At 63.7% G+C, this 25,037-nt stretch carries 21 protein-coding genes; 11 read left to right on the plus strand and 10 right to left on the minus strand.

Features of this window, described 5'->3' with window-relative positions:
* Positions 1-419 precede the first annotated feature (419 nt).
* A complete protein-coding gene (gene csrA / locus M5G11_RS16490; RefSeq protein ID WP_273912027.1) occupies positions 420-602 on the plus strand; it encodes a carbon storage regulator CsrA in 183 nt (60 codons plus the stop codon).
* On the opposite strand, the gene M5G11_RS16495 is transcribed toward csrA, so the two are convergent.
* The 5 genes from M5G11_RS16495 to mnmC all read right to left on the minus strand — a co-directional run bounded on the left by M5G11_RS16495 (position 603) and on the right by mnmC (position 7,871).
* On the minus strand, positions 603-830 hold the full coding sequence (locus tag M5G11_RS16495) for a YheU family protein (RefSeq protein ID WP_273912026.1): 228 nt from the start codon (positions 828-830) through the stop codon (positions 603-605). It lies immediately after the preceding gene.
* A gap of 62 nt (positions 831-892) precedes the next feature.
* Entirely contained in the window at positions 893-2,080 is a 1,188-nt protein-coding gene (locus M5G11_RS16500) for an osmoprotectant NAGGN system M42 family peptidase (RefSeq protein WP_273912025.1), read from the minus strand.
* Positions 2,081-2,092: 12 nt separating this feature from the next.
* The gene (gene ngg / locus M5G11_RS16505; protein ID WP_273912024.1) at positions 2,093-3,838 is read right to left on the minus strand and encodes an N-acetylglutaminylglutamine synthetase; all 1,746 of its coding nucleotides are present in this window, start codon (positions 3,836-3,838) and stop codon (positions 2,093-2,095) included.
* A gap of 3 nt (positions 3,839-3,841) precedes the next feature.
* Entirely contained in the window at positions 3,842-5,629 is a 1,788-nt protein-coding gene (locus M5G11_RS16510; RefSeq protein WP_273912023.1) for an N-acetylglutaminylglutamine amidotransferase, read from the minus strand.
* Between the two features lie 247 nt (positions 5,630-5,876).
* Entirely contained in the window at positions 5,877-7,871 is a 1,995-nt protein-coding gene (gene mnmC, locus M5G11_RS16515) for a bifunctional tRNA (5-methylaminomethyl-2-thiouridine)(34)-methyltransferase MnmC2/FAD-dependent 5-carboxymethylaminomethyl-2-thiouridine(34) oxidoreductase MnmC1 (RefSeq protein WP_273912022.1), read from the minus strand.
* Positions 7,872-7,983: 112 nt separating this feature from the next.
* On the opposite strand from mnmC, the gene pap reads away from it, so the two are divergent.
* Complete coding sequence (pap, locus tag M5G11_RS16520; protein ID WP_273912021.1) at positions 7,984-9,477, plus strand: polyphosphate:AMP phosphotransferase; 1,494 nt, start codon at positions 7,984-7,986, stop codon at positions 9,475-9,477.
* A gap of 75 nt (positions 9,478-9,552) precedes the next feature.
* Positions 9,553-10,509 carry a DMT family transporter gene (locus M5G11_RS16525; RefSeq protein WP_273912020.1) on the plus strand — a complete coding sequence of 319 codons (957 nt, stop codon included), beginning with the start codon at positions 9,553-9,555 and terminating at the stop codon, positions 10,507-10,509.
* Positions 10,510-10,620: 111 nt separating this feature from the next.
* On the opposite strand, the gene M5G11_RS16530 is transcribed toward M5G11_RS16525, so the two are convergent.
* Positions 10,621-12,015 (minus strand): class II fumarate hydratase, encoded by a 1,395-nt coding sequence (locus M5G11_RS16530; RefSeq protein ID WP_273912019.1) that lies wholly within the window; start codon positions 12,013-12,015, stop codon positions 10,621-10,623.
* A gap of 159 nt (positions 12,016-12,174) precedes the next feature.
* On the opposite strand from M5G11_RS16530, the gene M5G11_RS16535 reads away from it, so the two are divergent.
* The 7 genes from M5G11_RS16535 (at position 12,175) to M5G11_RS16565 (ending at position 19,939) form a co-directional block, all read left to right on the plus strand.
* Entirely contained in the window at positions 12,175-12,699 is a 525-nt protein-coding gene (locus M5G11_RS16535; protein ID WP_273912017.1) for a DUF2059 domain-containing protein, read from the plus strand.
* 12 nt (positions 12,700-12,711) lie between these two features.
* Entirely contained in the window at positions 12,712-13,011 is a 300-nt protein-coding gene (locus tag M5G11_RS16540) for a BolA family protein (protein WP_273912016.1), read from the plus strand.
* 107 nt (positions 13,012-13,118) lie between these two features.
* Positions 13,119-14,057 (plus strand): oxygen-dependent tRNA uridine(34) hydroxylase TrhO, encoded by a 939-nt coding sequence (trhO, locus tag M5G11_RS16545; RefSeq protein WP_273912015.1) that lies wholly within the window; start codon positions 13,119-13,121, stop codon positions 14,055-14,057.
* Between the two features lie 3 nt (positions 14,058-14,060).
* The gene (locus tag M5G11_RS16550; RefSeq protein WP_273912014.1) at positions 14,061-14,711 is read left to right on the plus strand and encodes a DsbA family protein; all 651 of its coding nucleotides are present in this window, start codon (positions 14,061-14,063) and stop codon (positions 14,709-14,711) included.
* Positions 14,704-16,536, plus strand: a complete 1,833-nt coding sequence (locus M5G11_RS16555) for an ABC transporter ATP-binding protein (RefSeq protein WP_273912013.1) — start codon at positions 14,704-14,706, stop codon at positions 16,534-16,536. Before M5G11_RS16550 ends, M5G11_RS16555 begins: the two co-directional genes overlap by 8 nt.
* A 106-nt stretch (positions 16,537-16,642) precedes the next feature.
* Positions 16,643-19,102 (plus strand): EAL domain-containing protein, encoded by a 2,460-nt coding sequence (locus M5G11_RS16560; RefSeq protein ID WP_273912012.1) that lies wholly within the window; start codon positions 16,643-16,645, stop codon positions 19,100-19,102.
* A gap of 72 nt (positions 19,103-19,174) precedes the next feature.
* Entirely contained in the window at positions 19,175-19,939 is a 765-nt protein-coding gene (locus M5G11_RS16565; RefSeq protein ID WP_420793837.1) for an iron-containing redox enzyme family protein, read from the plus strand.
* A gap of 3 nt (positions 19,940-19,942) precedes the next feature.
* Here the strand turns inward: M5G11_RS16565 and M5G11_RS16570 are convergent, their stop codons facing one another.
* The 4 genes from M5G11_RS16570 to M5G11_RS16585 all read right to left on the minus strand — a co-directional run bounded on the left by M5G11_RS16570 (position 19,943) and on the right by M5G11_RS16585 (position 23,570).
* Complete coding sequence (locus M5G11_RS16570) at positions 19,943-20,683, minus strand: YciK family oxidoreductase (protein WP_273912010.1); 741 nt, start codon at positions 20,681-20,683, stop codon at positions 19,943-19,945.
* A gap of 121 nt (positions 20,684-20,804) precedes the next feature.
* The gene (gene mupP / locus M5G11_RS16575; protein ID WP_273912009.1) at positions 20,805-21,476 is read right to left on the minus strand and encodes an N-acetylmuramic acid 6-phosphate phosphatase MupP; all 672 of its coding nucleotides are present in this window, start codon (positions 21,474-21,476) and stop codon (positions 20,805-20,807) included.
* Between the two features lie 2 nt (positions 21,477-21,478).
* Complete coding sequence (gene ubiG / locus M5G11_RS16580) at positions 21,479-22,177, minus strand: bifunctional 2-polyprenyl-6-hydroxyphenol methylase/3-demethylubiquinol 3-O-methyltransferase UbiG (RefSeq protein WP_273912008.1); 699 nt, start codon at positions 22,175-22,177, stop codon at positions 21,479-21,481.
* 61 nt (positions 22,178-22,238) lie between these two features.
* On the minus strand, positions 22,239-23,570 hold the full coding sequence (locus tag M5G11_RS16585) for a TRZ/ATZ family hydrolase (RefSeq protein WP_273912007.1): 1,332 nt from the start codon (positions 23,568-23,570) through the stop codon (positions 22,239-22,241).
* Positions 23,571-23,679: 109 nt separating this feature from the next.
* Between M5G11_RS16585 and mtnA the strand changes: the two genes are divergently transcribed.
* Positions 23,680-24,753, plus strand: coding sequence for an S-methyl-5-thioribose-1-phosphate isomerase (mtnA, locus tag M5G11_RS16590; protein ID WP_273912006.1), 1,074 nt, complete (start codon positions 23,680-23,682; stop codon positions 24,751-24,753).
* Positions 24,754-25,037 lie beyond the last annotated feature (284 nt).

Genomic DNA, 25,037 nt, shown 5'->3' on the forward strand with positions numbered 1-25,037 from the left:
ACCCATTGCCTGGAGGGGACAAGCCATGTCGGCTGCGTTTCTGATGTTGCTGTCCAAGCCGGCGCCAACAGGATATTCACTGACCCTGCAGGAGCAACTGTCGCGCACAGATTTTGTAGCCGCTGCCGTAAGGCTGCGCTGGAGCCCGTGAGGGCTCCCAACGGCGGCGCCTGCGTTGCAGGCGAGCGCAGCCTTACGGCAGCGGCTACGTTTGCGAGCGATAGGCCTGTGCAGTTGATGTTGATCTGCCGGCCCCCACAAAAAAAGACTTCGCGAGCTGCTAATACTGTGGCCACACAATAAATTTGTAGGGAATTTCCTGCCGGAAAGTGGGAAATGTCTATTTGATTGCCCGCACATTGAAGCCCATCCGCTCTCGGCGCAGTCTCCAGATTCCCCTGTCTGTGGAGGATCTGAAGATGCTGGTCATAGGACGAGAAGTCGGCGAAGTCATCGCCATCGATCACGAAATCAAGGTCAAGGTGCTGCAAGTAGATGGCAACACCGTCCGCTTCGGTATCAGCGCCCCCCGCAACATCAAGGTGCATCGCGCCGAAATCTACCGGCGCATCCTCGCCCACATGGGCAAGGAGGACGCCTGATCAGTCCAGCAGTTCCTTGGGCACATCGTGCTTGGCCAGCAGTTGGCACTGCTGGCTCTCAAGGTCGAACAGAATGAACGCCTGCCCCTTGGCCAGCGCCTGGCGCACACGCAGCACGCGGGTCTCCAGCGGCGTGTCGTCGCCATTGTCGGTGCCGTCGCGGGTCACGAAGTCCTCGATCAGGCGGGTCAGGGTCTCGGCTTCCAGTTGGTCGTAAGGGATCAGCATAAAAAGGGCACGGTTCGCAGAAGGTTTCGCCCATGCTACGCGAAACCTTCCTCGACCTGTGACTAGCTCTTGTTCCCCACCAGGCTGTCCACCGCCGGCACCCGGGTCTCGCTTTCCATCTGCGCATCGTGTTCCAACTGGTGGCTGAAGCGCTCCAGGGAACTGCCGGCCGGCTGCGAGTCGCTGGCGAACACCGGTGGGCTCAGCAGGTAGGCGCTGAGCAGCCGGCTCAAGGCAGCCAAACTGTCGATGTGGGTGCGCTCATAGCCATGGGTGGCATCGCAGCCGAACGCCAGCAGCGCAGTACGAATATCGTGCCCGGCGGTGATCGCCGAATGGGCATCGCTGAAGTAGTACCTGAACAGGTCACGCCGCGCCGGCAGATTGTGCTCGCGGGCCAGTTGCAGCAAATGGCGGGACAGGTGGTAGTCGTAGGGGCCGGCCGAATCCTGCATCGCCACGCTCACCGCGTGCTCGCTGGAGTGCTGGCCGGGCGCGACCGGGGCGATATCGATACCGACAAACTCACTCACGTCCCACGGCAGGGCGGCCGCTGCCCCGGAACCGGTTTCCTCGGTGATGGTGAACAGCGGGTGGCAATCGATCTGCGGCTGGATGCCGCTTTCGACAATGGCCTTGAGCGACGCCAGCAAGGCCGCCACACCGGCTTTATCGTCCAGGTGACGGGCGCTGATATGGCCGCTTTCAGTGAACTCGGGCAACGGGTCGAAGGCGACGAAATCGCCAATGCCGATGCCCAGCGATTCGCAGTCGGCGCGGGTTGCGCAGTAGGCGTCCAGGCGCAACTCGACATGCTCCCAGCTCACCGGCAACTGGTCGATGGCGGTATTGAAAGCGTGCCCGCTGGCCATCAACGGCAGAACACTGCCGCGTATTACCCCGGTATCGGTAAACACGCTGACGCGGCTGCCCTCGGCAAACCGGCTGGACCAGCAGCCCACCGGCGCCAGGCCCAGGCGGCCGTTGTCCTGCAAGGTGCGTACGCTGGCGCCGATGGTGTCCAGGTGCGCTGAAACGGCGCGGTCGGGCGAGCTTTTACGGCCCTTGAGGGTGGCGCGGATGGTGCCGCGCCGGGTCAGTTCGAAGGGGATGCCCAGCTCTTCCAGGCGCTCGGCCACATAGCGCACGATGGTGTCGGTAAAACCGGTCGGGCTGGGGATCGCGAGCATTTCCAGGAGGACCTTCTGCAAGTAGTTCAGGTCCGGTTCGGGTAGGCGTTGTTCAGGCATGCGGACTCCTCGTTACAACACCGGCCGGCTGTGCGGGAACAGCAGGTCGACGAAGCGTTCGGCAGTGGGTTGGGGTTCGTGGTTGGCCAGGCCGACCCGTTCGTTGGCTTCGATGAACACGTGCTCGGGCTGGTCGGCGGCCTTGATCATCAGGTCCAGGCCGACCACCGGGATATCCAGCGCCCGCGCGGCGCGGATCGCGGCGTCGGCCAGGGTAGGGTGCAAGCGGGCGGTGACATCTTCCAGGCAGCCACCGGTGTGCAGGTTGGCGGTGCGTCGCACCGCCAGGCGCTGGCCGGCAGGCAGCACGCTGTCGTAGTCGACCCCGGCCGCGTGCAGGGTGCGCTGGGTTTCGGCGTCCAGCGGGATGCGGCTTTCACCGCCGGTGGCCGCCTGGCGACGACGGCTCTGCGCCTCGATCAGCGCGCCGACGGCGTGCTGGCCGTCGCCGACGATGGTCGCCGGGTGGCGGATCGCGGCAGCCACCACTTCAAAGCCGATGACCACGATGCGCAGGTCCAGCCCCTCATGGAAGCTTTCCAGCAGCACCCGGCTATCGAAGCGCCGGGCCTGCTCGATGGCTGTGCTCAGCTCATCCAGGGTGGTCAGGTTGACGGCTACGCCATTGCCCTGCTCGCCGTCCAACGGCTTGACCACCACGGCGCCGTGGTCTTCGAGAAAGGCCAGGTTGTCGTCGGCGTTGCCCGCCAGTTGCTGCGCCGGCAGGTTCAGCCCGGCGCCGGCGAGGGTCTTGTGGGTCAGGCTCTTGTCCTGGCACAGGGTCATGCTGACAGCGCTGGTCAGGTCGCACAGCGACTCGCGACAGCGCACCCGGCGCCCGCCATGGTTGAGGGTGAACAGGCCGGCATCGGCGTCCTCGACCTGCACGTCGATACCGCGCCGGTAGGCCTCCTCGACGATGATCCGCGCATACGGGTTGAGCCCGGCTTCGGGGCCGGGGCCGAGGAACAGCGGCTGGTTGATGCCGTTCTTGCGCTTGATCGCGAAGGTCGTCAGGTTGCGAAACCCCAGCTTGGCGTAGAGCCGCTTGGCCTGGCGATTGTCGTGCAGCACCGACAGGTCCAGGTGGCTCAGGCCCCGGCTCATGAAGTGCTCGATCAGGTGGCGCACCAGCACTTCACCGACTCCGGGGCGGGTGCAGTTGGGGCTGACCGCCAGGCACCACAGGCTGCTGCCGTGCTCCGGGTCGGCAAAGGCCTTGTGATGGTTCAGGCCCATGATGCTGCCGATCACCGCGCCGCTGTCTTCGTCCTCGGCCAGCCAGTACACCGGCCCGCCCAGATGGCGCGGGGTGAGCAATGCCGGGTCGATCGGCAGCATGGCGCGGGTGAGGTACAGATGATTGATCGCCTGCCAGTCGCTGTCGCTTTGTGCCCGGCGAATGCGAAAGCCGCGAAACACCCGCTGCGAGGGGCGATAGTCGCTGAACCACAGGCGCAGGGTGTCGGAAGGGTCGAGAAACAGCTGCTGCGGCGCTTGCGCCAGCACCTGCTGCGGCGCTGCGACATACAGCGCGATATCGCGCTCACCGGGACGCTCTTCGGCCAAGGCGTCGGCGAGGCTGGCCGGGTCCGGGTAGGTGTGGCCGATCAGCAGCCGGCCCCAGCCGCAATGCAGTGAGCGCGGCTGATCGTGGGGCTCGCTGCCGTCGCCGGCGAGTTGCGCCTGCAAGCGTTCGTAGGAAGGCACCTGGCCGCGCAGCAGGCGCTGTCCGTAGGGGGAGGCGTGCGCTTTCATTGGTCAGATTCCTTGTTCGCTGAGCCACAGGTTCAGCGCGGCCAGTTGCCAGAGTTTCGAGCCGCGCAGCGGTGTCAGCTGGCCGTGTGGATCGCTCAGCAGGCGGTCGAGTTCTGCCGGGTTGAACAGGCCGCGATCCTGGCTCGGGTCCAGCAGCAGGTCGCGTACCCAGCCCAGCGTCGCGCCTTGCAGGTGCTTGAGGCCGGGCACCGGGAAGTAGCCTTTCTTGCGGTCGATCACCTCGCTCGGGATCACCAGGCGCGCGGCTTCCTTGAGCACCTGCTTGCCACCGTCGGGCAGCTTGAAGCGCGCCGGAATGCGTGCCGACAACTCGACCAGGCGATAGTCGAGGAACGGCGTGCGCGCCTCCAGGCCCCAGGCCATGGTCATGTTGTCGACCCGCTTGACCGGGTCGTCGACCAGCATCACCGTGCTGTCCAGGCGCAGCGCCTTGTCGACCGCAGCGCTGGCGCCGGGCTGGGCGAAGTGCTGGCGGACAAAGTCGCCGGCGGCATCGTTTGGCAACTGCCAGGCAGGCTGCACGGTATCGAGGTAGGCGCTGTGGCTGCGGTCGAAAAACGCCTCGCGGTAGGCCGCATACGGGTCGCTGGCGCCATCGACTTGCGGGTACCAGTGGTAGCCGGCAAACAGCTCGTCTGCGCCCTGGCCGCTTTGCACCACCTTGCAGTGCTTGGCCACTTCCCGCGAGAGCAGGTAGAAGGCGATGCAGTCGTGGCTGACCATCGGCTCGCTCATGGCGCGGAAGGCGGCCGGCAGTTGCTCGATGATCTCGCCTTCGTCGATGCGCAGTTGGTGGTGACGGGTGCCGTAATGGCGGGCGATCAGGTCGGAGTACTGGAACTCGTCGCCACGTTCGCCGCCGGCATCTTCGAAACCGATGGAGAAGGTCGACAGGTCTTCGACGCCGACTTCACGCAACAGCCCGACCAGCAGGCTGGAATCGACACCCCCGGACAACAGCACACCGACATCGACTGCCGCTCGTTGGCGAATGGCGACGGCTTCGCGGGTGCTGTCGAGCACGCGGTCACGCCAGTCTTCCAGGGTCAGATCCTGCTCGTCGGTACGCGGGCCGTAATGCAGGTGCCACCAGGTTTGCTGCTCGCTGCGCCCATGGGCGTCGATGCGCATCCAGGTGGCCGGTGGCAGCTTCTCGATATTGGCCAGCAGGGTGCGCGGGGCGGGCACCACCGAGTGGAAGTTCAGGTAGTGGTTGAGTGCCACCGGGTCGAGCACCGGGTTGATATCGCCGCCCTTGAGCAGCGCTGGCAGGCTGGAGGCGAAGCGCAGGCGCTCGGCGGTGCGCGACAGGTACAACGGCTTGACGCCGAGACGGTCGCGGGCGAGGAACAGCTGCTGGCTGTCGCGCTCCCAGATGGCCAGGGCGAACATGCCGTTCAGGCGTGGCAGCAAGTCAGCGCCCCAGGCGTGGTAGCCCTTGAGCAGCACCTCGGTGTCGCCGTCGGAGTAGAAGGCGTAGCCGAGGTCTTGCAACTCGTTGCGCAGTTCCGGGAAGTTGTAGATCGCGCCATTGAACGCCAGGGACAAGCCCAGGCCGTTGTCGACCATGGGTTGGGCCGAGCCGTCGGACAGGTCCATGATTTTCAGGCGACGGTGGCCCAGGGCAATCGGGCCCTGGCTGTGGAAGCCCCAGGCGTCGGGGCCGCGAGGGGCCAGGTGATGGGTCATCCGCTCGACCGCGGCGAGGTCCGCCGGGCGTGGTGGGGTGGCTACAGGGGTGAAACGAAACTCTCCAGCTAATCCGCACATAAGTCCTTACCGGTTTTGCCGTTGGGGAAGGTGCCCAAAACGACGGGCACCCAGGAACTGACCGGTGAGGATTGTGGGAGTTTTAGATCAATACGTTATAAGCGGTGGTTCAGGCACCTAATGAAAACCTACCAGCCTGACTCTGTGGGAGCCGGCTTTGCCGGCGATGCCTTGCCATTGGGGCTGCTGTGCAGCCCATCGCCGGCAAGGCCGGCTCCCACAGGGTTCTGTGCAGTGTTGGGGGGAGTCAGGCTTTTTTGCCTCGAATCAACTCCCGCAACATGAACCGGTTCGGGTGGCACGCCTCTGCCACGCTGCGTGGCAACGGCAGCGGCGCACCGCTGACCCAAGCGGCAATCAGCTCACCTGACAACGGCGCGGTAATCAGCCCGCGCGAACCATGCCCACTGTTCACATACAAGCCAGCAAGCCACGGGCACGGCGCATCAGGCACCTGCCGGGCATCCTTGGCGAGCACCGCATAGGTGTCGGCAAACGCCACCTGGTCGGCCAGTGGCCCGACGATGGGCAGGTAGTCCGGGCTGGTGCAGCGGAACGCCGCGCGCCCCTGCAAGGTTTGTGGGTCCAGCTCAGCAGCGCCCAAACGTTCCGCCAGGTCATGGGATATCTCTTCCAGCAGCCCCAGGTTGCCCCGGTGTTCAGCGGCGGTGGGCGTCAAGTCGGTACTGTGGAAGTCGAAGCTGGCGCCCAGCGTATGTTCGCCATGACGCGGCGGCGCCACGTAGCCATCGGCACATACCACGGTGGTCAACGCACCACTGGCCTCGGTCAGCGGCAGGCGGGTGATCTGCCCGCGTATGCGCTTGAGCGGCAATCCGGCACACGGCTCGAAACGATGGATCTCGGCCGCGCTGGCCAGCACCACCAGCGGTGCGCTAGCCAGCAGGTGGTCACCGTCCCAGGCCTGCCACAGGCCATTCACCTTGCGCAGGTGCAGCACCTCATGCCGGGTCAGCAGGCGAATGTTCGGCTGCGCCGCCTGCCATTGGCACAGTGCTGGCGGGTGCACCCAGCCACCCTCGGGGTAGAACAGCCCGCCGTTGGCCAGCGCCACCCCGGCGACCGCCTCGGCCTGCGCGCGCTCCAGGCGTTGCAGCAACTCGGGCGGGAACGCCTCGGCAAGCTTGGCCTGGCGCTGGTCTTCCTTGTCGTCAAAGGCCAGTTGCAGCACACCGCAATCATCCCAGTCGCTGCCGCGTTGCAGCGACTCCAGCAGCCGGCGAGTGTAGCCAAAACCGCTGAGGATCAGCCGTGACAGCGCGGTCCCATGGGCCGACAGCTTGAGGTACAGCACGCCCTGCGGATTGCCCGAGGCCTCGGCCGCCGGTGTGGCATGGCGCTCCACCACAGTGACGTTCCAGCCGCGTGCAGCCAGGCTTGCCGCAGTCGCGCAGCCGGCCAGCCCCGCGCCGATCACCAGCGCTTCACGCGGGCCGCTCAGCGGTGTGGGCCGGCGATACCATGGTGCAGTGGGTGGCAATGGCTGGTCTTCTGGCCACCCCAAGAACGCCCCGCGCAGGATCTCCCATTTTTTACCGATGCCCGGAATGCGCTTCATCTTGAAGCCCACCGCGATCAGGCCTCGGCGTACCCAGCCGGTGCTGGTGAAGGTGCCCAGGGTCGCGCCCGGGGCCGACAGGCGGCCGACCTGGGCAAACAATTCCGGGGTCCACATTTCCGGGTTCTTTGCCGGTGCAAAACCGTCGAGGAACCAGGCGTCGATCTGCGCGTCCAGCTGCGGCAGTTGTTCAAGCGCATCGCCAATCATCAACGTCAGCGTCACCCGGCCCTGTTCGAAGACGAACTGCTGAAAGCCTTCATGCACCGCGACGTACTGCGCCAGCAACGGCGTGCTGAAGGGCGTCAGCTCAGGCCACAGGGCCAGCGCGCGGGTCAGGTCTTCACGGGTCAGCGGGTATTTTTCCACGCTGACGAAATGCAGCCGCGCACCCGCAGGCGCGCACTCGGCGAACACCTGCCAGGCGCAGAAAAAGTTCAGGCCGGTGCCGAAACCGGTTTCGCCGATGCTCAGGCAGTCGCCGTCGGCCATGGCCGCGAAGCGCTGGTGCAAGGCGTTCTGGTCGATGAACACATGCCGGGTTTCCGCCAGGCTCTGTTCCTTGGAGAAATAGATGTCGTCGTATTGCCGCGAATGCGGGCGGCCGTGTTCGTCCCAGTCGATCAAGGCATGGCGGGGGGCGGTGGCAGGGGTGTCGGTCATGTTCGGCTCGGCAACGGCAGGTTGCGCATTCTAGCTGATCGGCCATGGCAGTTACTGCCGACAAAAGGTCGCGTCTTCCGCTAGTCTTGCTTATCCATGAAGGGAGCCTGGTATGTTCGAATCCGCCGAAATTGGTCACGCCATCGACAAAGAAACCTACGAAGCCGAAGTGCCGGCCCTGCGCGAAGCCTTGCTGGAGGCCCAGTTCGAGCTCAAGCAGCAGGCCCGCTTTCCGGTAATCGTGCTGATCAACGGCATTGAAGGCGCCGGCAAGGGCGAGACGGTAAAGCTGCTCAACGAATGGATGGACCCCCGCCTGATCGAAGTGCGCACCTTCGACCAGCAAAGCGATGAAGAGCTGGCGCGACCACCGGCCTGGCGCTACTGGCGCGCGTTGCCGGCCAAGGGGCGGATGGGCATCTTCTTTGGCAACTGGTACAGCCAGATGCTCCAGGGGCGGGTGCATGGCGAATTCAAGGACGCCGTGCTGGACCAGGCCATCAGCGGCGCCGAACGCCTGGAACTGATGCTCTGCGACGAAGGCGCGCTGATCTTCAAGTTCTGGTTCCACCTGTCCAAGAAACAGATGAAGGCGCGCCTCAAGGCGCTCAAGGACGACCCCCTGCACAGCTGGCGGATCAGCCCGCTGGACTGGCAGCAATCGGAAACCTATGACCGCTTCGTGCGTTTCGGCGAGCGCGTGCTGCGCCGCACCAGCCGCGACTATGCGCCGTGGCACGTGATCGAAGGGGTCGACCCGCACTACCGCAGCCTTGCCGTCGGCAAGATCCTGCTCGAAGGCTTGCAGGCAGCGCTCAAGTCCACCGGGCCGGCGGAGCGCCAGACCAACATTGCCCCGCTGGGGCACAGCATTGACGGCCTCAGCCTGCTCGGCAGCCTGGACCTGAGCAAGCGCCTGGAGAAGAAGGACTACGAAGAGCAGTTGATCACCGAGCAAGCGCGCCTGGCCGGTTTGCTGCGCGACAAGCAAATGCGTCGGCATGCGCTGGTGGCGGTGTTCGAAGGTAATGACGCGGCAGGCAAGGGCGGGGCGATCCGGCGGGTGGCGGCGGCGCTGGACCCGCGTCAGTACCGCATCGTGCCGATTGCCGCGCCGACTGAAGACGAGCGGGCGCAACCGTATCTGTGGCGTTTCTGGCGGCATATTCCGGTACGCGGCAAATTCACCGTGTTTGACCGCTCGTGGTATGGCCGGGTGCTGGTGGAACGGGTCGAGGGCTTCTGCAGCCAGGCTGACTGGATGCGCGCCTATGGCGAAATCAATGATTTCGAGGAGCAACTGCGCAATGCCGGCGTGGTAGTGGTCAAGTTCTGGTTGTCGATCGACAAGGACACCCAGCTGGAGCGCTTCCAGGAGCGTGAGCAGATCCCCTTCAAGCGCTTCAAGATCACCGAAGAAGACTGGCGCAACCGGGACAAGTGGGAGGTCTATGCCGAGGCGGTGGGCGACATGGTCGACCGCACCAGCACCGAGATCGCACCCTGGACGCTGATCGAGGCGAACGACAAGCGCTGGGCCCGGGTGAAGGTATTGCGTACGTTGAATGAAGCGTTGGAGGCGGCGTTCGCCAAGCACAAGAAATAGGACGGATTGCCTCTTTAGCCGTTCATTCCCCCGTAGAATCCTGCCTATTCACCACAGGCTTTATCGAGGCAGGTCATGCATATCTCTTCCGGTCGCTGGGCCTATGGTCTTTTCCTGGCCCTGCTGACTGCGTTTCTCTGGGGCATCCTGCCAATCAAGCTCAAGCAGGTATTGCAGGTGATGGACCCGATTACCGTCACCTGGTATCGCCTGCTGGTTTCCGGCAGCCTGCTGGCGGCCTACCTGGCAGCTACCCGGCGCTTGCCGTCGTTCAAGCTGCTGGGCCGCAAGGGCAAAGGGCTGGTGCTGCTGGCTACCTGCGGGCTGCTTGGCAACTATGTGCTGTACCTGATCGGCCTGAAACTGCTCAGCGCCGGTACCGCGCAACTGGTCGTGCAGATTGGCCCGGTGTTCCTGTTGATTGGCAGCGTGTTCCTGTTCAAGGAGCGCTTCAGTGTCGGGCAGGGGATTGGCCTGGTGATTTTGCTGCTGGGTTTCGGCTTGTTCTTCAATCAGCGCCTGGAAGAACTGCTGACTTCGCTGAGTACCTACACCACGGGAGTGCTGGTGATCCTGCTGGCCTCGACCATCTGGACCTTCTATGCGTTGGGCCAGAAGCAGCTGCTGACGGTGTGGAACTCGATGCAGGTGATGATGGTGATCTACCTGCTGTGCGCGGCGGTGCTCACGCCATGGGCGCAGCCGTTGGAGGTGTTGCAGTTGAGCCCGCTGCAAGGTTGGCTGTTGCTGGGTTGCTGCCTGAATACCCTGGTGGCCTATGGCGCGTTTGCCGAGGCGCTGGCGCATTGGGAGGCTTCGCGGGTGAGTGCGACGTTGGCGGTCACGCCATTGGTGACCTTTGTGGCGGTGGCTGCGGCGGCGTGGTTGTGGCCGGATTTTGTAGCGGCTGAACAGATCAATGCGCTGGGGTATTTCGGGGCGTTCGTGGTGGTGTTGGGGTCGGCAATGACGGCGCTTGGGCCGTCGATTGTTGCCGGCTGGCGAGCCAGGCGGGCGCGTATAGCCCGCTGAGTCATGTGGGCAAGGCTGTGCCTTGCATCGCCGGCAAGGCCGGCTCCCACCGTATTGGGGTGTACACCACTCCTGTGGGAGCTGGCCTTGCCAGCGATGAGGCCCTGAAAGTCAGCCCTTGCCACCCGCCTCAAGCATCTGCTCCGGCCGCACCCATTGGTCAAACTGCGCATCCGTCAGATACCCCAACGTCAACGCCGCCTCACGCAGCGTGGTGCCTTCGTTGTAGGCCTTCTTGGCAATTTCCGCCGCCTTGTCATAGCCGATATGCGGGTTCAGCGCCGTCACCAGCATCAACCCGCGCTCCAGGTGCGCGGCCATCTGCGCGGCATCCGGCTCGATCCCCGCTACGCAGTGCTGCTGGAAGTTGCTGCAACCGTCAGCCAGCAGCTCGATGGACTGCAACAGGTTGTGAATGATCACCGGCTTGAACACGTTCAACTGCAAATGCCCCTGGCTCGCAGCAAAGCCGATGGCCGTGTCGTTGCCCAACACCTGGCAGGCGAGCATCGACAGCGCCTCGCACTGTGTCGGGTTGACCTTGCCCGGCATGATCGAGCTGCCCGGCTCGTTGGCCGGCAGGCGCACTTCGGCAAGCCCGGCACGCGGCCCCGAACTGAGCAGGCGCAAATCGTTGGCGATTTTCATCAAGGCCACTGCCAGGGTTTTCAAGCCGCCGGCCAGCGTGGTCAAGGGCTCATGCCCGGCCAACGCGGCAAACTTGTTCGGCGCCGTGACAAACGGCAGGCCTGACAGCGCCGCCAGTTCCGCCGCAATCGCCTCGGCAAAGCCGTGCGGGGCATTGAGCCCGGTACCGACCGCCGTACCGCCCTGGGCCAGCTCACACACCGCCGGCAGCGCCGCGCGGATTGCCCGGTCGGCGTAACCCAGCTGCGCCACATAGGCGGAGACTTCCTGGCCGAAGGTGATCGGTGTGGCATCCATCATGTGCGTGCGGCCGGTCTTGACCAGGTGCATGTGCCGCGCCGACAGCTCGGCCAGCCCGCCCGACAGCTCGGCAATCGCCGGCAACAGCTTGTGCTGAACGGCCTGGGCTGCGGCAATGCTCATCGCGGTGGGGAAACAGTCGTTGGAGCTCTGCGAGCGGTTGACGTGGTCATTGGGGTGCACTGGCGCCTTGCCGCCGCGGCCTTTGCCGGCCAGTTCGTTGGCGCGACCGGCGATCACCTCGTTGACGTTCATGTTGCTCTGGGTGCCGCTGCCGGTTTGCCAGACGACGAGCGGGAATTGCTCGTCGTGCTCGCCATCGAGCACCTCGTCAGCCGCCTGTTCGATCAGCCGGGCAATATCTGCCGGAAGGTCTCCGTTGCGGTCGTTGACCCGCGCCGCAGCTTTTTTCACCAGCGCCAGGGCATGTAGCACGGCAAGCGGCATACGCTCCTTGCCGATGGCAAAATTGATCAGCGAACGCTGCGTCTGGGCACCCCAGTAGGCGTCGTCAGGAACTTCGACGGGGCCCAGGCTGTCAGTTTCGGTACGACTCATGCGGCTGTCACTCCTTTGTTGGTGCTGATTTCGCAGTTTAGGCCCTGATTCGTCAGGCCGGTTCCATTGCCTATCGAGCCACTTGAGCAGCGTGCCCGACTCAGCGCAGAATGCTCTACTCTGGGTACACCCCCTTTTACAACTTTTCAAGGAATTCAGATGACCCGTCTTCGCGCTCTCTGCACGGCTGTTGCGCTGGTCTGCGCCAGCGGCCAGGCACTCGCCGATACCGCCAGCCACAATGCCAGCGCCGAGAAATTCCTGGTGATGGCGCACGCCGACAAACTCGGCACCCCGGTCTACATGCAGGTGCAACAGATGTTCGCCCAGCGTTTCGAGCAGACCAAGGCCCCGGCTTCGAAAAAATCCGTGCTCGACAGCTACCAGGCCAAGGCCAACGCCGCCCTGGACCAGGCCATCGGCTGGAACAAGCTCAAGCCGGACATGATCAAGCTGTACACCACCACCTTCACCGAGACCGAACTCAAGGACCTGGTCGCGTTCTACCAGTCGCCACTGGGCAAGAAAGTCCTCGAGAAAATGCCACAGGTTACCCAGCAGTCGGCCCAGCTGACCCAGCAGAAACTGGAAAGCGCAGTACCGGTGGTCAACAAGCTGCTGGCTGACATGACCAACGAACTGGACCCGTCCGCCGGCAAGGCCGCTCCGGCCAAGAAACCGTAAGCGGAGCCGTTTATGTCCATGCAGCAGAAGATCGAACAGAGCCTCCAGGCCTTGGCCCCGCAGCACCTTGAGGTGCACGACGAGAGCCATATGCACAGCCGTGGTCAACAGACCCACTACAAGGCCGTGCTGGTCAGCGAGCAGTTCGAAGGGCTGAACAGCGTCAAGCGCCACCAGAAGGTCTACGCCACCCTTGGCGACCTGATGGGCGAGTTCCACGCCTTGGCGCTGCACACCTACACCCCACAGGAATGGCAGAAGGTCGGCATCGCGCCGGCCTCGCCGACCTGTGCCGGAGGCAGCAAACACTGATTCCTGATCAGCTTTTTGCTAGAATCCGCAACGCGCCGCCTGTCGGCGCGTTTTTATTTGTCATCCGGTCCGCCCTTTGCGAGGGCAACCACCTGGAGAGTTAACGCATGACCCAGAACATCGTCGTGGCGGCGCTGTACAAGTTCGTCACCCTGAAAGACTACGTAGAGCTGCGCGAGCCTCTGCTCCAAGCCATGGAACAGAACGGTGTCAAAGGCACCCTGTTGCTGGCTGAAGAGGGCATCAACGGCACGGTTTCGGCGACCCGCGAAGGCATCGACGGCCTGCTGGCCTGGCTGCGCAGCGATGAGCGCCTGGTCGATGTCGACCATAAAGAGTCGTACTGCGACGAACAGCCGTTCTACCGCACCAAGGTCAAGCTCAAGAAAGAGATCGTCACCCTCGGCGTGCCAGGCGTAGACCCGAACCACAAGGTCGGCACCTACGTCGAGCCGCAGGACTGGAACGCCCTGATCAGCGACCCGGAAGTACTGTTGATCGACACGCGCAACGACTACGAAGTGTCCATCGGCACCTTCGAAGGCGCCATCGACCCGAAAACCACCAGCTTCCGTGAGTTCCCCGAGTACATCAAGGCCAACTTCGACCCGGCCAGGCACAAGAAAGTCGCGATGTTCTGCACCGGTGGCATCCGCTGTGAGAAAGCCTCCAGCTATATGCTCGGCGAGGGTTTTGAAGAGGTCTATCATCTTAAAGGTGGCATCCTGAAATACCTCGAGGAGGTGCCTCAGGAGCAAAGCCGCTGGCAGGGCGACTGCTTCGTCTTCGACAACCGCGTCACGGTGCGTCACGACCTGACCGAGGGCGATTACGACCAGTGCCACGCTTGCCGCACCCCGATCAGCGTGGAAGAACGGGCCTCCGAGCACTACTCGCCCGGTATCAGCTGCCCGCATTGCTGGGACAGCCTGAGCGAGAAGACCCGGCGCAGCGCCGTCGATCGGCAGAAGCAGATCGAGCTGGCCAAGGCCCGCAACCTGCCACACCCGATTGGCCACAACTACCGCAAAGCTGCCGAGGTGTAATGCATGACCGCGCGCCTGCTGTATGTGATGGACCCGATGTGCTCCTGGTGCTGGGGCTTTGCACCGGTGGCCGAGGCCTTGATCGCGCAGGCGCGCGATGCTGGCGTGCCGACCCACTTCGTGGTGGGCGGCCTGCGCACCGGTGGCAGCGCGTTGGACGCGTCCACCCGGCGCTACATCCTTGAGCACTGGCAGGCGGTCAACGAGGCTACCGGCCAGCCGTTCCTGGTGGAAGGGGCGATGCCGGACGGCTTCATCTACGACACCGAGCATGCCTGTCGTGCCCTGGTTGCTGCGCGCGGCCTCGATGCGCAGTGCGTCGGGCCATTGCTCAAACTGATTCAACAGGCGTTCTACCAACGCGGCGAAGATGTCACCGCCGTGCCCAAGCTGGTTGAGCTGGCCGAGCAGGCCGGCCTTGAGCGCCATGCATTTTCCGATGCCTTCATCAGCACCGAAACCCGTACGGCGACGGCGGCGGACTTCACCTGGGTCCAGGACCTGGGCATTGCCGGCTTCCCGACCTTGCTGGCCGAGCGCAACGGCCAACTGGCCTTGCTGACCAACGGCTACCAGCCGCTGAGTGAGCTGGCGCCACTGCTCGGGCGCTGGCTCGAACACCTGAAGGATCAGGAGCGCACCGCGCATGCTTGACCTGCCAGGCTCGCCCGACCCGCTGCCAGGGCCTGCGACAGCACCTGTCGATCGTCTGAGCTGGGCTGAGATCCGTCGCCTGGCGCTGCACCATAAAAAAGCCCTGTGGACCGCCAACGGCGTGGCCGTGCTGGCGGCGTTCTGCAGTGTGCCGATCCCGCTGCTGCTGCCGCTGCTGGTCGACGAAGTGCTGCTGGGCCATGGCGATGCCGCGCTCAAGTGGATGAACAATTTCCTGCCGGGCAGCTGGCAGGTGGCGGCGGGCTATATCGGCCTGATGCTGGTGGTGACCTTGACCCTGCGCTGCGCCGCACTGGCGTTCAACGTGGTGCAGGCCAAGCTGTTCGCCGGCCTGGCCAAGGACATCGTCTATCGCTTGCGGATCCGCCTGATCGAGCGGCTCAAGCGCATCTCCCTGAGTGAATACGAAAGCCTGGGCAGCGGCACGGTGACTACCCACCTGGTCACCGACCTGGACACCCTGGACAAGTTTGTCGGCGAAACCCTCAGCCGCTTCCTGGTGGCCATGCTGACCCTGTGCGGCACCGCGGGCATCCTGATGTGGATGCATTGGAAGCTGGCGCTGTTGATCCTGCTGTTCAATCCGCTGGTGATTTTCGCCACGGTGCAGTTGGGCAAACGGGTCAAGCACCTGAAGAAGCTTGAGAACGACAGCACCTCGCGGTTCACCCAGGCACTGACCGAGACCCTCGATGCCATCCAGGAAGTGCGCGCTGGCAACCGCCAGGGGTATTTCCTCGGCCGGCTTGGCCTGCGTGCTCAGGAAGTGCGCAACTACGCCGTGGCCTCGCAGTGGAAAAGCGATGCCAGCGGGCGCGCCAGCGGCCTGCTGTTCCAGTTCGGTATCGATATCTTCCGCGCGGCGGCGATGCTGACCGTGCTGTTCTCCGACCTGAGCATCGGCCAGATGCTGGCAGTGTTCAGTTACCTGTGGTTCATGATTGGCCCGGTCGAGCAACTGCTCAACCTTCAATACGCCTACTACGCGGCAGGTGGCGCGCTGAGCCGGCTCAACGAGCTGCTGGCGCGCAAGGACGAGCCGCAGTACCCGGGCGGCGCCGATCCGTTCAAAGGCCAGACTACGGTCGGTATCGAGGTGCGTGGCTTGCGCTTCGCCTACGGCGAGGAGCCGGTGCTGGACAATCTCAACCTGTCGATTGCGCCGGGTGAGAAGGTGGCCATCGTTGGCGCCAGCGGCGGCGGCAAGAGCACCTTGGTGCAACTGCTGCTGGGGCTCTACACCGCACAGGCCGGAACCATCCGCTTTGGCGGCGCGACCTTGCAGGAAATCGGCCTGGAAACCCTGCGCGAACAGGTGGCGGTGGTGCTGCAGCATCCTTCGCTGTTCAACGATACCGTGCGCGCCAACCTGACCATGGGCCGCGACAGCAGCGACGACGCCTGCTGGAATGCCCTGCGCATTGCCCAGCTCGACGCCACCATCGCCGCCTTGCCGCAAGGCCTGGACAGCGTGGTCGGACGCTCCGGCGTACGCCTGTCAGGCGGGCAGCGCCAGCGCCTGGCAATTGCCCGGATGATTCTGGCCGAGCCTAAAGTGGTGATCCTCGACGAGGCCACTTCGGCCCTGGATGCCGCCACTGAATACAATCTGCACGAAGCCATGGCGCGCTTCCTCAGCGACCGCACCACGCTGATCATTGCCCACCGCCTGTCGGCGGTGAAGCAGGCTGATCGTGTGCTGGTGTTTGATGGCGGGCATGTCGCCGAGGACGGCGATCACCAGCAGCTGATCGCTGAGGGCGGGCTGTACGCCAAGTTGTACGGACATCTTCAGCAGAGCTGAGCCGCCAATTGTTGCAAGGACCAGAAATCGTTTTTGGTCTTCATGGCAAATGGCCTAGGCTGTGCTGATATGGTTGCGATTCATCCGGCTCTGCGGCAAGGACCACATGAAGCGAAAACGGACTCTCGAAGCGCCCCGGTTGTTGGGCATCATCTGGCCATTCGTTGCGGTAGTGCTGTTCCAGGCAATGCTGGGCGGTATCAGCCTCTATGCGCTGTCGGCCATGCGCGGCTATGTGGCCGGCGAGAGCCTGTGGTCCAAGGGCCAGAAAGACGCCATCTATTACCTTAATTTGTACACCGAGACCGGCGACGAGGCGGTGTTCCAGAAGTACCATGGGGCGATTGCCGTGCCGCAGGGCGGGCATGACTTGCGCACCGCTCTGGACCGCGAGCCGATTGACATGGACGGCGCGCGCCGGGGCTTCCTGCAGGGTGGCAACCACCCCGATGACGCGACGCGGGTGATCTGGCTGTACCAGAACTTCCGGCATGTCAGCTATATGGAAAAAGCCATCGAGCTGTGGGCGATTGGCGATGGTTTCCTCTCGCAGCTCGACGCGTTGGCCAACGAAATTCATATCGGCTTCAAGCAGGGGCGGCCCAGTGCTGCCAGTGTCACTGCCTGGAAAAACCGCATCGCCACCATCAATGAGGGCGTGACCCCGGCCGCCAAGGCCTTCAGTGATGCCCTGGGCGAAGGCTCGCGGGTATTGCTGCGCCTGCTGCTGTTGACCAACCTGGCCACGGCAGTGTTCCTGATTGGCCTGGCCTGGTTGCGCTCAAGCAAGCTGCTGGCCCAGCGCCAGGCGTTTGCCAGCGCCTTGCAGGCGGAAAAAGACCGCGCGCAGATCACCCTGGAGTCGATTGGCGATGGGGTGATCACCACCGATGTGGAAGGCAACATCGTCTACATGAACCCGGCGGCCGAGCACCTGACCCACTGGAATGCCGAGCAGGCCCAGGGCTTGCCGCTGGCCGCGCTGTTCAGCCTGCTTGATGACAATGCCGAGAAAGACCACCTGACCCTCACCGAGCACATCCTCAATGGTGCGCTCAGGGGCGGCAGCGAGCACGCCAAGCTGATCCAGCGCCTGGACGGCAGCACGGTGTCAGTGACCTTGGTTGGGGCGCCGATCCTCAGTGAAGGGCAGATGGGCGGGGTGGTGCTGGTGTTGCACGACATGACCCAGGAACGCCAGTACATCGCCAACCTTTCCTGGCAGGCGACCCACGATGCATTGACCGGCTTGGCCAACCGCCGCGAGTTCGAATACCGCCTGGAGCAGGCGCTCAACGGGCTGTCCCGGCAGTCGGCGCGGCATTCGCTGATGTTCCTCGACCTTGACCAATTCAAGCTGGTGAACGACACCAGCGGGCATGCGGCGGGTGATGAACTGCTGCGGCACATCTGTGCCGTGCTGCAATCAGGGCTGCGTGAAGGCGATACCTTGGCCCGTCTGGGTGGGGATGAATTCGGCATCCTGTTGGAAAACTGCCCGGCCGAGCACGCCGAACGCATTGCCGAAGGGCTGCGCCAGGCGGTGCAGAGCCTGCATTTCGTATGGAAGGGCAGGCCGTTCATGACCACCGTGAGTGTCGGCCTGGTGCACCTGGCCCAGTCTCCTGGCACGCTGGAAGCTTCGCTGCGCGCGGCAGACATGGCGTGCTACATGGCCAAGGAAAAGGGCCGCAACCGCGTGCAGCTGTACCATCCCGACGACACCGAGCTGTCGATGCGCTTCGGTGAAATGGCCTGGATCCAGCGTTTGCACATTGCCCTGGAAGAAAACCGCTTCTGCCTGTACGCCCAGGAAATCGCCCCGCTCGGGGTCGAGGAGCATGCCGGCGGACACCTGGAAATCCTCATTCGCCTGCACGATGAAGGCGGCCGGATCATCCTGCCGGAAAGCTTCATCCCCGCCGCCGAGCGTTATGGCCTGATGACCGCGCTGGACCGCTGGGTGGTGCGCAGCGTATTCCAGGTCATTCGCCAATGCCTGGACGAAGGGCGAGACGGCCCGTTGGCCATGTGCGCGATCAATTTGTCCGGCAGCAGCATCGGTGACGACAAGTTTCTCGACTACCTGCAACGCCAGTTTTCCGAATTTGGGATCCCACCGGAGCTGATTTGCTTCGAAATCACCGAAACCAGCGCCATCGCCAATTTGGGCAGCGCCATCCGTTTCATCAATGAATTGAAAGGCCTGGGTTGCCGATTCTCCCTGGATGACTTCTGTGTCGGGATGTCGTCGTTCGCGTATTTGAAGCATTTGCCTGTAGACTTCCTGAAGATCGACGGAAGTTTCGTCAAGGACATGCTGGACGACCCGGTCAACCGCGCGATGGTCGAGGTGATCAATCACATCGGTCATGTCATGGGCAAACGCACCATTGCCGAGTTCGTCGAGACGCCGTTGATCGAGCAGGCACTGCAGGAGATAGGTGTCGATTATGCCCAGGGCTACCTGATTGAGCGCCCGCAAGTGTTCACTTGCGCCAGCTTGCAGCGTAAGCGCAATACCGCGAGGCCATTGATGTTCAAGGCGCCGGGAACCTTTCGCTGAAGCTTTCCTGCCTAAATCACAAGGGACAAGGAGTTGACAGTGATTGACGCGTACGTTCGGACCGGTCCATTGATGGACCCCTCGAGTTACCCGCTATGGGCGCAAAAGCTGATCCGCGACTGTAGTGAGAGCAAACGTCGGGTAGTGGAGCACGAACTGTATCAGCGGATGCGCGACAACCAGCTGAGCCTGGCGACGCTTCGCCAGTACCTGGTCGGTGGTTGGCCGGTGGTCGAGCAGTTTGCCCTGTACATGGCCCAGAACCTCACCAAGACCCGTTTCGCCCGCCACCCCGGCGAAGACCTGGCGCGACGCTGGCTGATGCGCAATATCCGCGTTGAACTCAACCATGCCGACTACTGGCTGAACTGGTCGCGGGCCCACGGCGTGACCCTCGAAGACCTGCAGGAACAGCGGGTGCCCGCCGAACTCAATGCCTTGAGCCATTGGTGCTGGCACACCAGTTCGTCCGATTCGCTGATCGTCGCCATCGCGGCCACCAACTATGCCATCGAGGGTGCCACGGGGGAGTGGTCGGCATTGGTCTGCTCGACCGGTGCGTATGCAGAGGGGTTCCCGGAAGAGCAACGCAAGCGCGCCATGAAGTGGCTGAAAATGCATGCCCAGTACGATGATGCGCACCCGTGGGAGGCGCTGGAAATCATCTGCACGCTGGCGGGCAACAACCCGCCGAAAACCTTGCAGGCCGAGTTGCGCCAGGCCGTGTGCAAGAGCTATGACTACATGTACCTGTTCCTGGAGCGCTGCCTGCAGCTGGAACTGGCGCAGCCCAAGCGCCAGGGCGCCGCAGTGCGGGTGGCCCTGGCCGAAGGCTGACGCTTACTGGGCGTTGAACGCCTGGCCGTTGATGCCGGTGCTGTCCGGGCCCATGAGGTACAGGTAGACCGGCATGATTTCCTCGGGCATTGGGTTGTTTGCCGGGTTTTCCCCGGGGTAAGCCTGGGCGCGCATGCTGGTGCGGGTGGCGCCTGGGTTGATGCTGTTGGCGCGTACCGGTGCCACACCTTCCAGTTCGTCGGCCAGGGTCTGCATCAGGCCCTCGGTGGCGAACTTCGACACGCCATAGGCGCCCCAGTAGGCCCGGCCCTTGCGCCCGACGCTGCTGGAAGTGAACACCACCGAAGCATCTTCCGACAGCTTGAGCAGCGGCAGTAGCGTGGCGGTGAGCATGAACATGGCGTTGACGTTGATGTGCATCACGCGCATGAAGTTCTCGCCCGACAGCTGCTCGATCGGTGTGCGCGGGCCGATGATCGAGGCATTGTGCAGCAGGCCGTCGAGGCGCCCGAACTCGTTTTCGATCATTACCGCCAGTTCGTCGTACTGATGGGGCAGGGCGGTTTCCAGGTTGAACGGGATGACCACCGGCTGTGGGTGGCCGGCGGCTTCGATCTCGTCGTAGACCGCGGTCAGGTTGGCTTCGGTCTTGCCCAGCAGCAGTACGGTGGCGCCGTGTGCGGCGTACGCCTTGGCAGCAGCAGCGCCGATGCCGCGGCCGGCACCGGTCACCAGGATGATTCGGTCTTTGAGCATGCCTGGGCGAGGGGTGTAATCGAACATGGGGTGTGCCTCTTGAATAGGGGGGACTTCATCGCGGGACCAGCCCGCTCCCACAGGATTCGATGGTGTGCACTGTGGGAGCCGGCCTTGCCGGCGATGTAAGGCGGAGCCTTACCAGATATCAGCAGCCGCAGAGCGCGTTATCGAGCACCGTGCGCAGCTCCAGCGGGTGGTCGACGACCACGTCCGCACCCCAGTTGTTGGGGTTGTCCTCTGGATGAATATAGCCGTAGCGCACCGCAGCAGTGCGGGTGCCGGCATCGCGGCCCGACTCGATGTCGCGCAGGTCGTCGCCGACGAACAGCACGCTGGCCGGGTCCAGGTTCAAGGTCTTGCAGGCAAGGATCAGCGGCTCCGGGTCGGGCTTGCTGTTTTTCACGTGATCGGGGCAGATCAGCAGGGCCGAGCGTTCAGCCAGGCCCAGGCGCTGCATGATCGGCTCGGCAAAGCGCAGTGGCTTGTTGGTCACCACGCCCCACAGCAGGTTGCCCTTCTCGATGTCGGCCAGCAGTTCGGCCATGCCGTCGAACAGCTTGCTGTGGACCGCGCAATCACGCTGGTAGCGCTCAAGGAACTCCAGGCGCAGGGCCTCGAATTCAGGTGCTTCAGGGCTTAGGCCGAAGGTTGCTTCGACCATCGCCCGGGCGCCACCGGAGATCACGTCACGTACCTTGTGCTCGTCGATCGGCGGCAAGCCTCGATCACTTAGCATTGCCTGGCAGATGGCGATGAAATCCGGCGCCGTGTCGAGCAGGGTGCCGTCCATGTCGAAAAGTACTGCTCGCAAACGCATGCTTATTCCTCGCGCAGAGTCTGGATCATGTAGTTGACGTCGACGTCGGCGGCCAACTTGTAGTGCTTGGTCAGCGGGTTGTAGGTCAGGCCGATGATGTCCTTGACCTCAAGGCCGGCAGCGCGGCTCCAGGCACCGAGTTCGGAAGGGCGGATGAACTTCTTGAAGTCGTGCGTGCCGCGCGGCAGCAGCTTCATGATGTATTCGGCGCCGATGATCGCGAACAGGTAGGCCTTCGGGTTGCGGTTGATGGTGGAGAAGAACACCTGGCCACCCGGCTTGACCATGCGGAAGCAGGCGCGGATCACCGAGGACGGGTCCGGGACGTGCTCGAGCATTTCCAGGCAGGTCACCACGTCGAACTGCTCGGGCATCTCTTCGGCCAGGTCTTCGGCGGTGATCTGCCGGTATTCGACGCTCACGCCCGACTCCAGCTGGTGCAGTTGGGCCACGGCCAGCGGGGCTTCGCCCATGTCGATGCCGGTGACGGTGGCGCCGCGCAGGGCCATGGCCTCGCTGAGGATGCCGCCGCCGCAGCCGACGTCGAGGACCTTCTTGCCGGCGAGCTTGACGCGCTCGTCGATCCAGTTGACCCGCAATGGGTTGATGTCGTGCAGCGGTTTGAACTCGCTTTCGCGGTCCCACCAGCGGTGGGCCAAGGCCTCGAATTTGGCGATTTCGGCGTGGTCGACGTTGCTCATGGAACAGTCCTCTGAAACTTTGATAATTCGCTACATGCCGGCAGCCGGGGCTGCCGACGGGTTATTCGTGCTGGCCGCCGATGCGTTGGCCCCAGGCGCAGGCGCTGGCGTGCAGCGCTTGTTCGTCCATCCGGGTCAGGCGGCCGTTGTCGAGCAGTTGCTTGCCGGCGACCCAGACATGCTTCACGCAGTCACGGCCGCTGGCGTAGATCAGTTGTGACACCGGGTCGTAGATCGGCTGTTGGGCCAGGCCCGTCAGGTCGAACGCGACGATGTCGGCTGCCTTGCCCAGCTCCAGTGAACCGGTCAGTGCATCCAGGCCCAGTGCGCGGGCGCCGTTCAAGGTTGCCATACGCAGCGCCCGATGGGCGTCCAGGGCGCTGGCCGAACCGGCCACGGCCTTGGCCAGCAGGGCAGCGGTACGGGTTTCGCCCAGCAGGTCCAGATCATTGTTGCTGGCCGCACCGTCGGTGCCGATAGCCACGTTGACGCCCGCCTGCCACAAGCGCTCTACCGGGCAAAAGCCGCTGGCAAGCTTGAGGTTCGACTCAGGGCAGTGCACCACGCTGGTGTTGCTTTCTACCAGCAGGGCCAGGTCGTCGTCGCTGATCTGGGTCATGTGCACCGCTTGCAGGCGCGGGCCGAGCAAGCCCAGGCGGGCCAGGCGGGCCATCGGGCGTTCGCCATGCTGCTCAAGGGCTTGCTGCACTTCGAAGGCGGTTTCATGCAGGTGCATGTGGATCGGTGCATCCAGCTCTTCGGCGATCACCCGCAGTTTTTCCAGGTTTTCGTCATTCACCGTGTACGGTGCGTGCGGCCCAAGGGCTACGCTGATACGTGGGTGATGGCGCAGATCGCCGAACAGCTCTACGCCCTGGTGCAGGGCTTCATCGAAGTTGCGCGCACCGGGAATCGGGAAATCCAGCAGCGGCACGGCAATTTGTGCGCGAATGCCGCTGTTGTGCACGCAATCGCTGGCCACCTTGGGGTAGAAGTACATGTCCGAGAAGCAGGTGATGCCACCCTTGAGCTGTTCGGCGATGGCCAGGTCGGTGCCGTCGCGCACGAAGGCCTCGTCGACCCAGCGTCCTTCGGCCGGCCAGATGTGCTCCTGCAGCCAGGTCATCAGCGGCAGATCGTCGGCCATGCCGCGGAACAGGGTCATGGCAGCGTGGCCGTGGGCGTTGATCAACCCGGGCGCGAGCAGGCAGCCGGGCAGTTCGCGGGTCTCGCTGGTGGTCAGCTTGAGGGCTTCGTCGCGCGGGCCGATATAGGCAATCTGGCCGTCGCGGATACCCAGTGCATGTGCCTTCAATACCACCCCGGCCGGTTCGACAGGCACCAGCCAGGTAGGCAGGAGCAGCAGGTCGAGGGGTGGGGCAATCTTGGGCATGGGCGGTTTTCCCGGCGTTGCAGAAAATGAGCGCGAAGTATACCCGAGCGCCCGTGGCGGGGGCTCGTTATAATCGCCGGCTTTTGATGTCCGAATGACGGGGTGAGGCATGCGCGATCGACTTTTGGCTGCGGAGAAGGTGAAGGCCATCGATTGGCGGGACGGTGCCTTGTACCTGCTTGATCAGCGCGCGCTGCCGTCCCAGGAAAGCTGGCTGGTTTACAGCGACGCGGCAGGGGTGGCTGAAGCGATTCGTTCGAGGGTGGTGCGCGGCGCATCGGCCATTGGTATCAGTGCGGCCTATGGCCTGGTACTGGCGCTGCGTCAGCGCCTGGCCCAGGGCGATGATTGGGAGCAGGCGCTGGAGGAGGACTTCGAGGCGCTGGTCGAGTCGCGCCCGACCGCGGCGAACCTGTTCTGGTCGTTGAACCGCATGCGTGAGCGCCTGTTGCGCCTGAAAGAAGGTGACGACGTGCTGGCGCTGATGGAGGCCGAGGCCGTCGTCATTCACGAAAGTGATCGTGAGGCCAACCTGACCGCCGCCCAGCTTGGGGTCGAGCTGATCCGCAAGCAGCAGGGTAGCGAGCAGGCGGTACTGACCCACTGCAATGCCGGTGCATTGGCGGGTGGTGGTTTCGGTACGGCGCTGGGGGTGATTCGCGGGGCGTTCCTTGAGGGCATGATCGAACGCGTCTACGTCGATGAAACCCGGCCCTGGCTGGAAGGTTCGCGCCTGACGGCCTGGGAGCTGGCCAATGAAGGCATCCCGGTGACCGTCAACGTCGACTCGGCCGCTGCGCACCTGATGAAAAGCAAGGGGCTGACCTGGGTGATCGTCGGTGCGGACCGCATCACCGCCAATGGTGATGTGGTGAGTGCGATCGGTACTTACCAGTTGGCGGTGAACGCCATGCACCACGGCGTGCGCTTCATGGTAGTGGCGTCGAGTTCGGCGATTGATCTGAACCTGGCCAGTGGTGAAGACATCCTGCTGGAAGAGCGCGAAGGCGACGAGCTTTTGGAGTTGGCAGGCCAGGTAGCAAGTGGTGTGGAAGCGTTCAATCCGCTGTTTGACGTCACGCCGGCGGACCTGATTGACGTGATCGTCACCGAAAAAGGCGTAGTAGAGCGCCCGGACACCGCCAAAATGGCGCAATTGATGTGCCGCAAGCGCCTGCACTAAGCGCATCGCGGGACCAGCCCGCTCCCACGGTGCGGTGTGCGCCGGCTGGTGTGGGAGCGGGCTGGTCCCGCGATGAATCCACCGCTATCTCACTTCACGCCCAGCGGCGGTTTGCCGTACTCCCATGCCCCCTGTGATTGTGGTAACATCCGGCGGTTTCCAAGACCGCCCGTTTGGGCTGTCTTTACTGCGCAGATCCATGGCATAACTCGTTGATTTGTCGTAAGTCGCTGCAGGGCGTTTCCCTGTGGCGGCGAGCTTCGTTCGTCCCATATGGATGTGAC

It is taken from the genome of Pseudomonas fontis (genome assembly GCF_028656955.1).
GTDB lineage: Bacteria > Pseudomonadota > Gammaproteobacteria > Pseudomonadales > Pseudomonadaceae > Aquipseudomonas > Aquipseudomonas fontis.

Coding starts and splice junctions, on each gene's coding strand:
- csrA (WP_273912027.1), top strand. CDS start 420: ATGCTGGTCATAGGACGAGAAGTCGGCGAAGTCATCGCCATCGATCAC.
- M5G11_RS16500 (WP_273912025.1), bottom strand. CDS start 2,080: ATGCCTGAACAACGCCTACCCGAACCGGACCTGAACTACTTGCAGAAG.
- ngg (WP_273912024.1), bottom strand. CDS start 3,838: ATGAAAGCGCACGCCTCCCCCTACGGACAGCGCCTGCTGCGCGGCCAG.
- mtnA (WP_273912006.1), top strand. CDS start 23,680: ATGCGCGATCGACTTTTGGCTGCGGAGAAGGTGAAGGCCATCGATTGG.
- pap (WP_273912021.1), top strand. CDS start 7,984: ATGTTCGAATCCGCCGAAATTGGTCACGCCATCGACAAAGAAACCTAC.
- M5G11_RS16535 (WP_273912017.1), top strand. CDS start 12,175: ATGACCCGTCTTCGCGCTCTCTGCACGGCTGTTGCGCTGGTCTGCGCC.
- M5G11_RS16560 (WP_273912012.1), top strand. CDS start 16,643: ATGAAGCGAAAACGGACTCTCGAAGCGCCCCGGTTGTTGGGCATCATC.
- M5G11_RS16550 (WP_273912014.1), top strand. CDS start 14,061: ATGACCGCGCGCCTGCTGTATGTGATGGACCCGATGTGCTCCTGGTGC.
- M5G11_RS16495 (WP_273912026.1), bottom strand. CDS start 830: ATGCTGATCCCTTACGACCAACTGGAAGCCGAGACCCTGACCCGCCTG.
- M5G11_RS16565 (WP_420793837.1), top strand. CDS start 19,175: ATGGACCCCTCGAGTTACCCGCTATGGGCGCAAAAGCTGATCCGCGAC.
- M5G11_RS16510 (WP_273912023.1), bottom strand. CDS start 5,629: ATGTGCGGATTAGCTGGAGAGTTTCGTTTCACCCCTGTAGCCACCCCA.
- M5G11_RS16525 (WP_273912020.1), top strand. CDS start 9,553: ATGCATATCTCTTCCGGTCGCTGGGCCTATGGTCTTTTCCTGGCCCTG.
- ubiG (WP_273912008.1), bottom strand. CDS start 22,177: ATGAGCAACGTCGACCACGCCGAAATCGCCAAATTCGAGGCCTTGGCC.
- M5G11_RS16555 (WP_273912013.1), top strand. CDS start 14,704: ATGCTTGACCTGCCAGGCTCGCCCGACCCGCTGCCAGGGCCTGCGACA.
- mupP (WP_273912009.1), bottom strand. CDS start 21,476: ATGCGTTTGCGAGCAGTACTTTTCGACATGGACGGCACCCTGCTCGAC.
- M5G11_RS16540 (WP_273912016.1), top strand. CDS start 12,712: ATGTCCATGCAGCAGAAGATCGAACAGAGCCTCCAGGCCTTGGCCCCG.
- M5G11_RS16585 (WP_273912007.1), bottom strand. CDS start 23,570: ATGCCCAAGATTGCCCCACCCCTCGACCTGCTGCTCCTGCCTACCTGG.
- M5G11_RS16530 (WP_273912019.1), bottom strand. CDS start 12,015: ATGAGTCGTACCGAAACTGACAGCCTGGGCCCCGTCGAAGTTCCTGAC.
- mnmC (WP_273912022.1), bottom strand. CDS start 7,871: ATGACCGACACCCCTGCCACCGCCCCCCGCCATGCCTTGATCGACTGG.
- trhO (WP_273912015.1), top strand. CDS start 13,119: ATGACCCAGAACATCGTCGTGGCGGCGCTGTACAAGTTCGTCACCCTG.
- M5G11_RS16570 (WP_273912010.1), bottom strand. CDS start 20,683: ATGTTCGATTACACCCCTCGCCCAGGCATGCTCAAAGACCGAATCATC.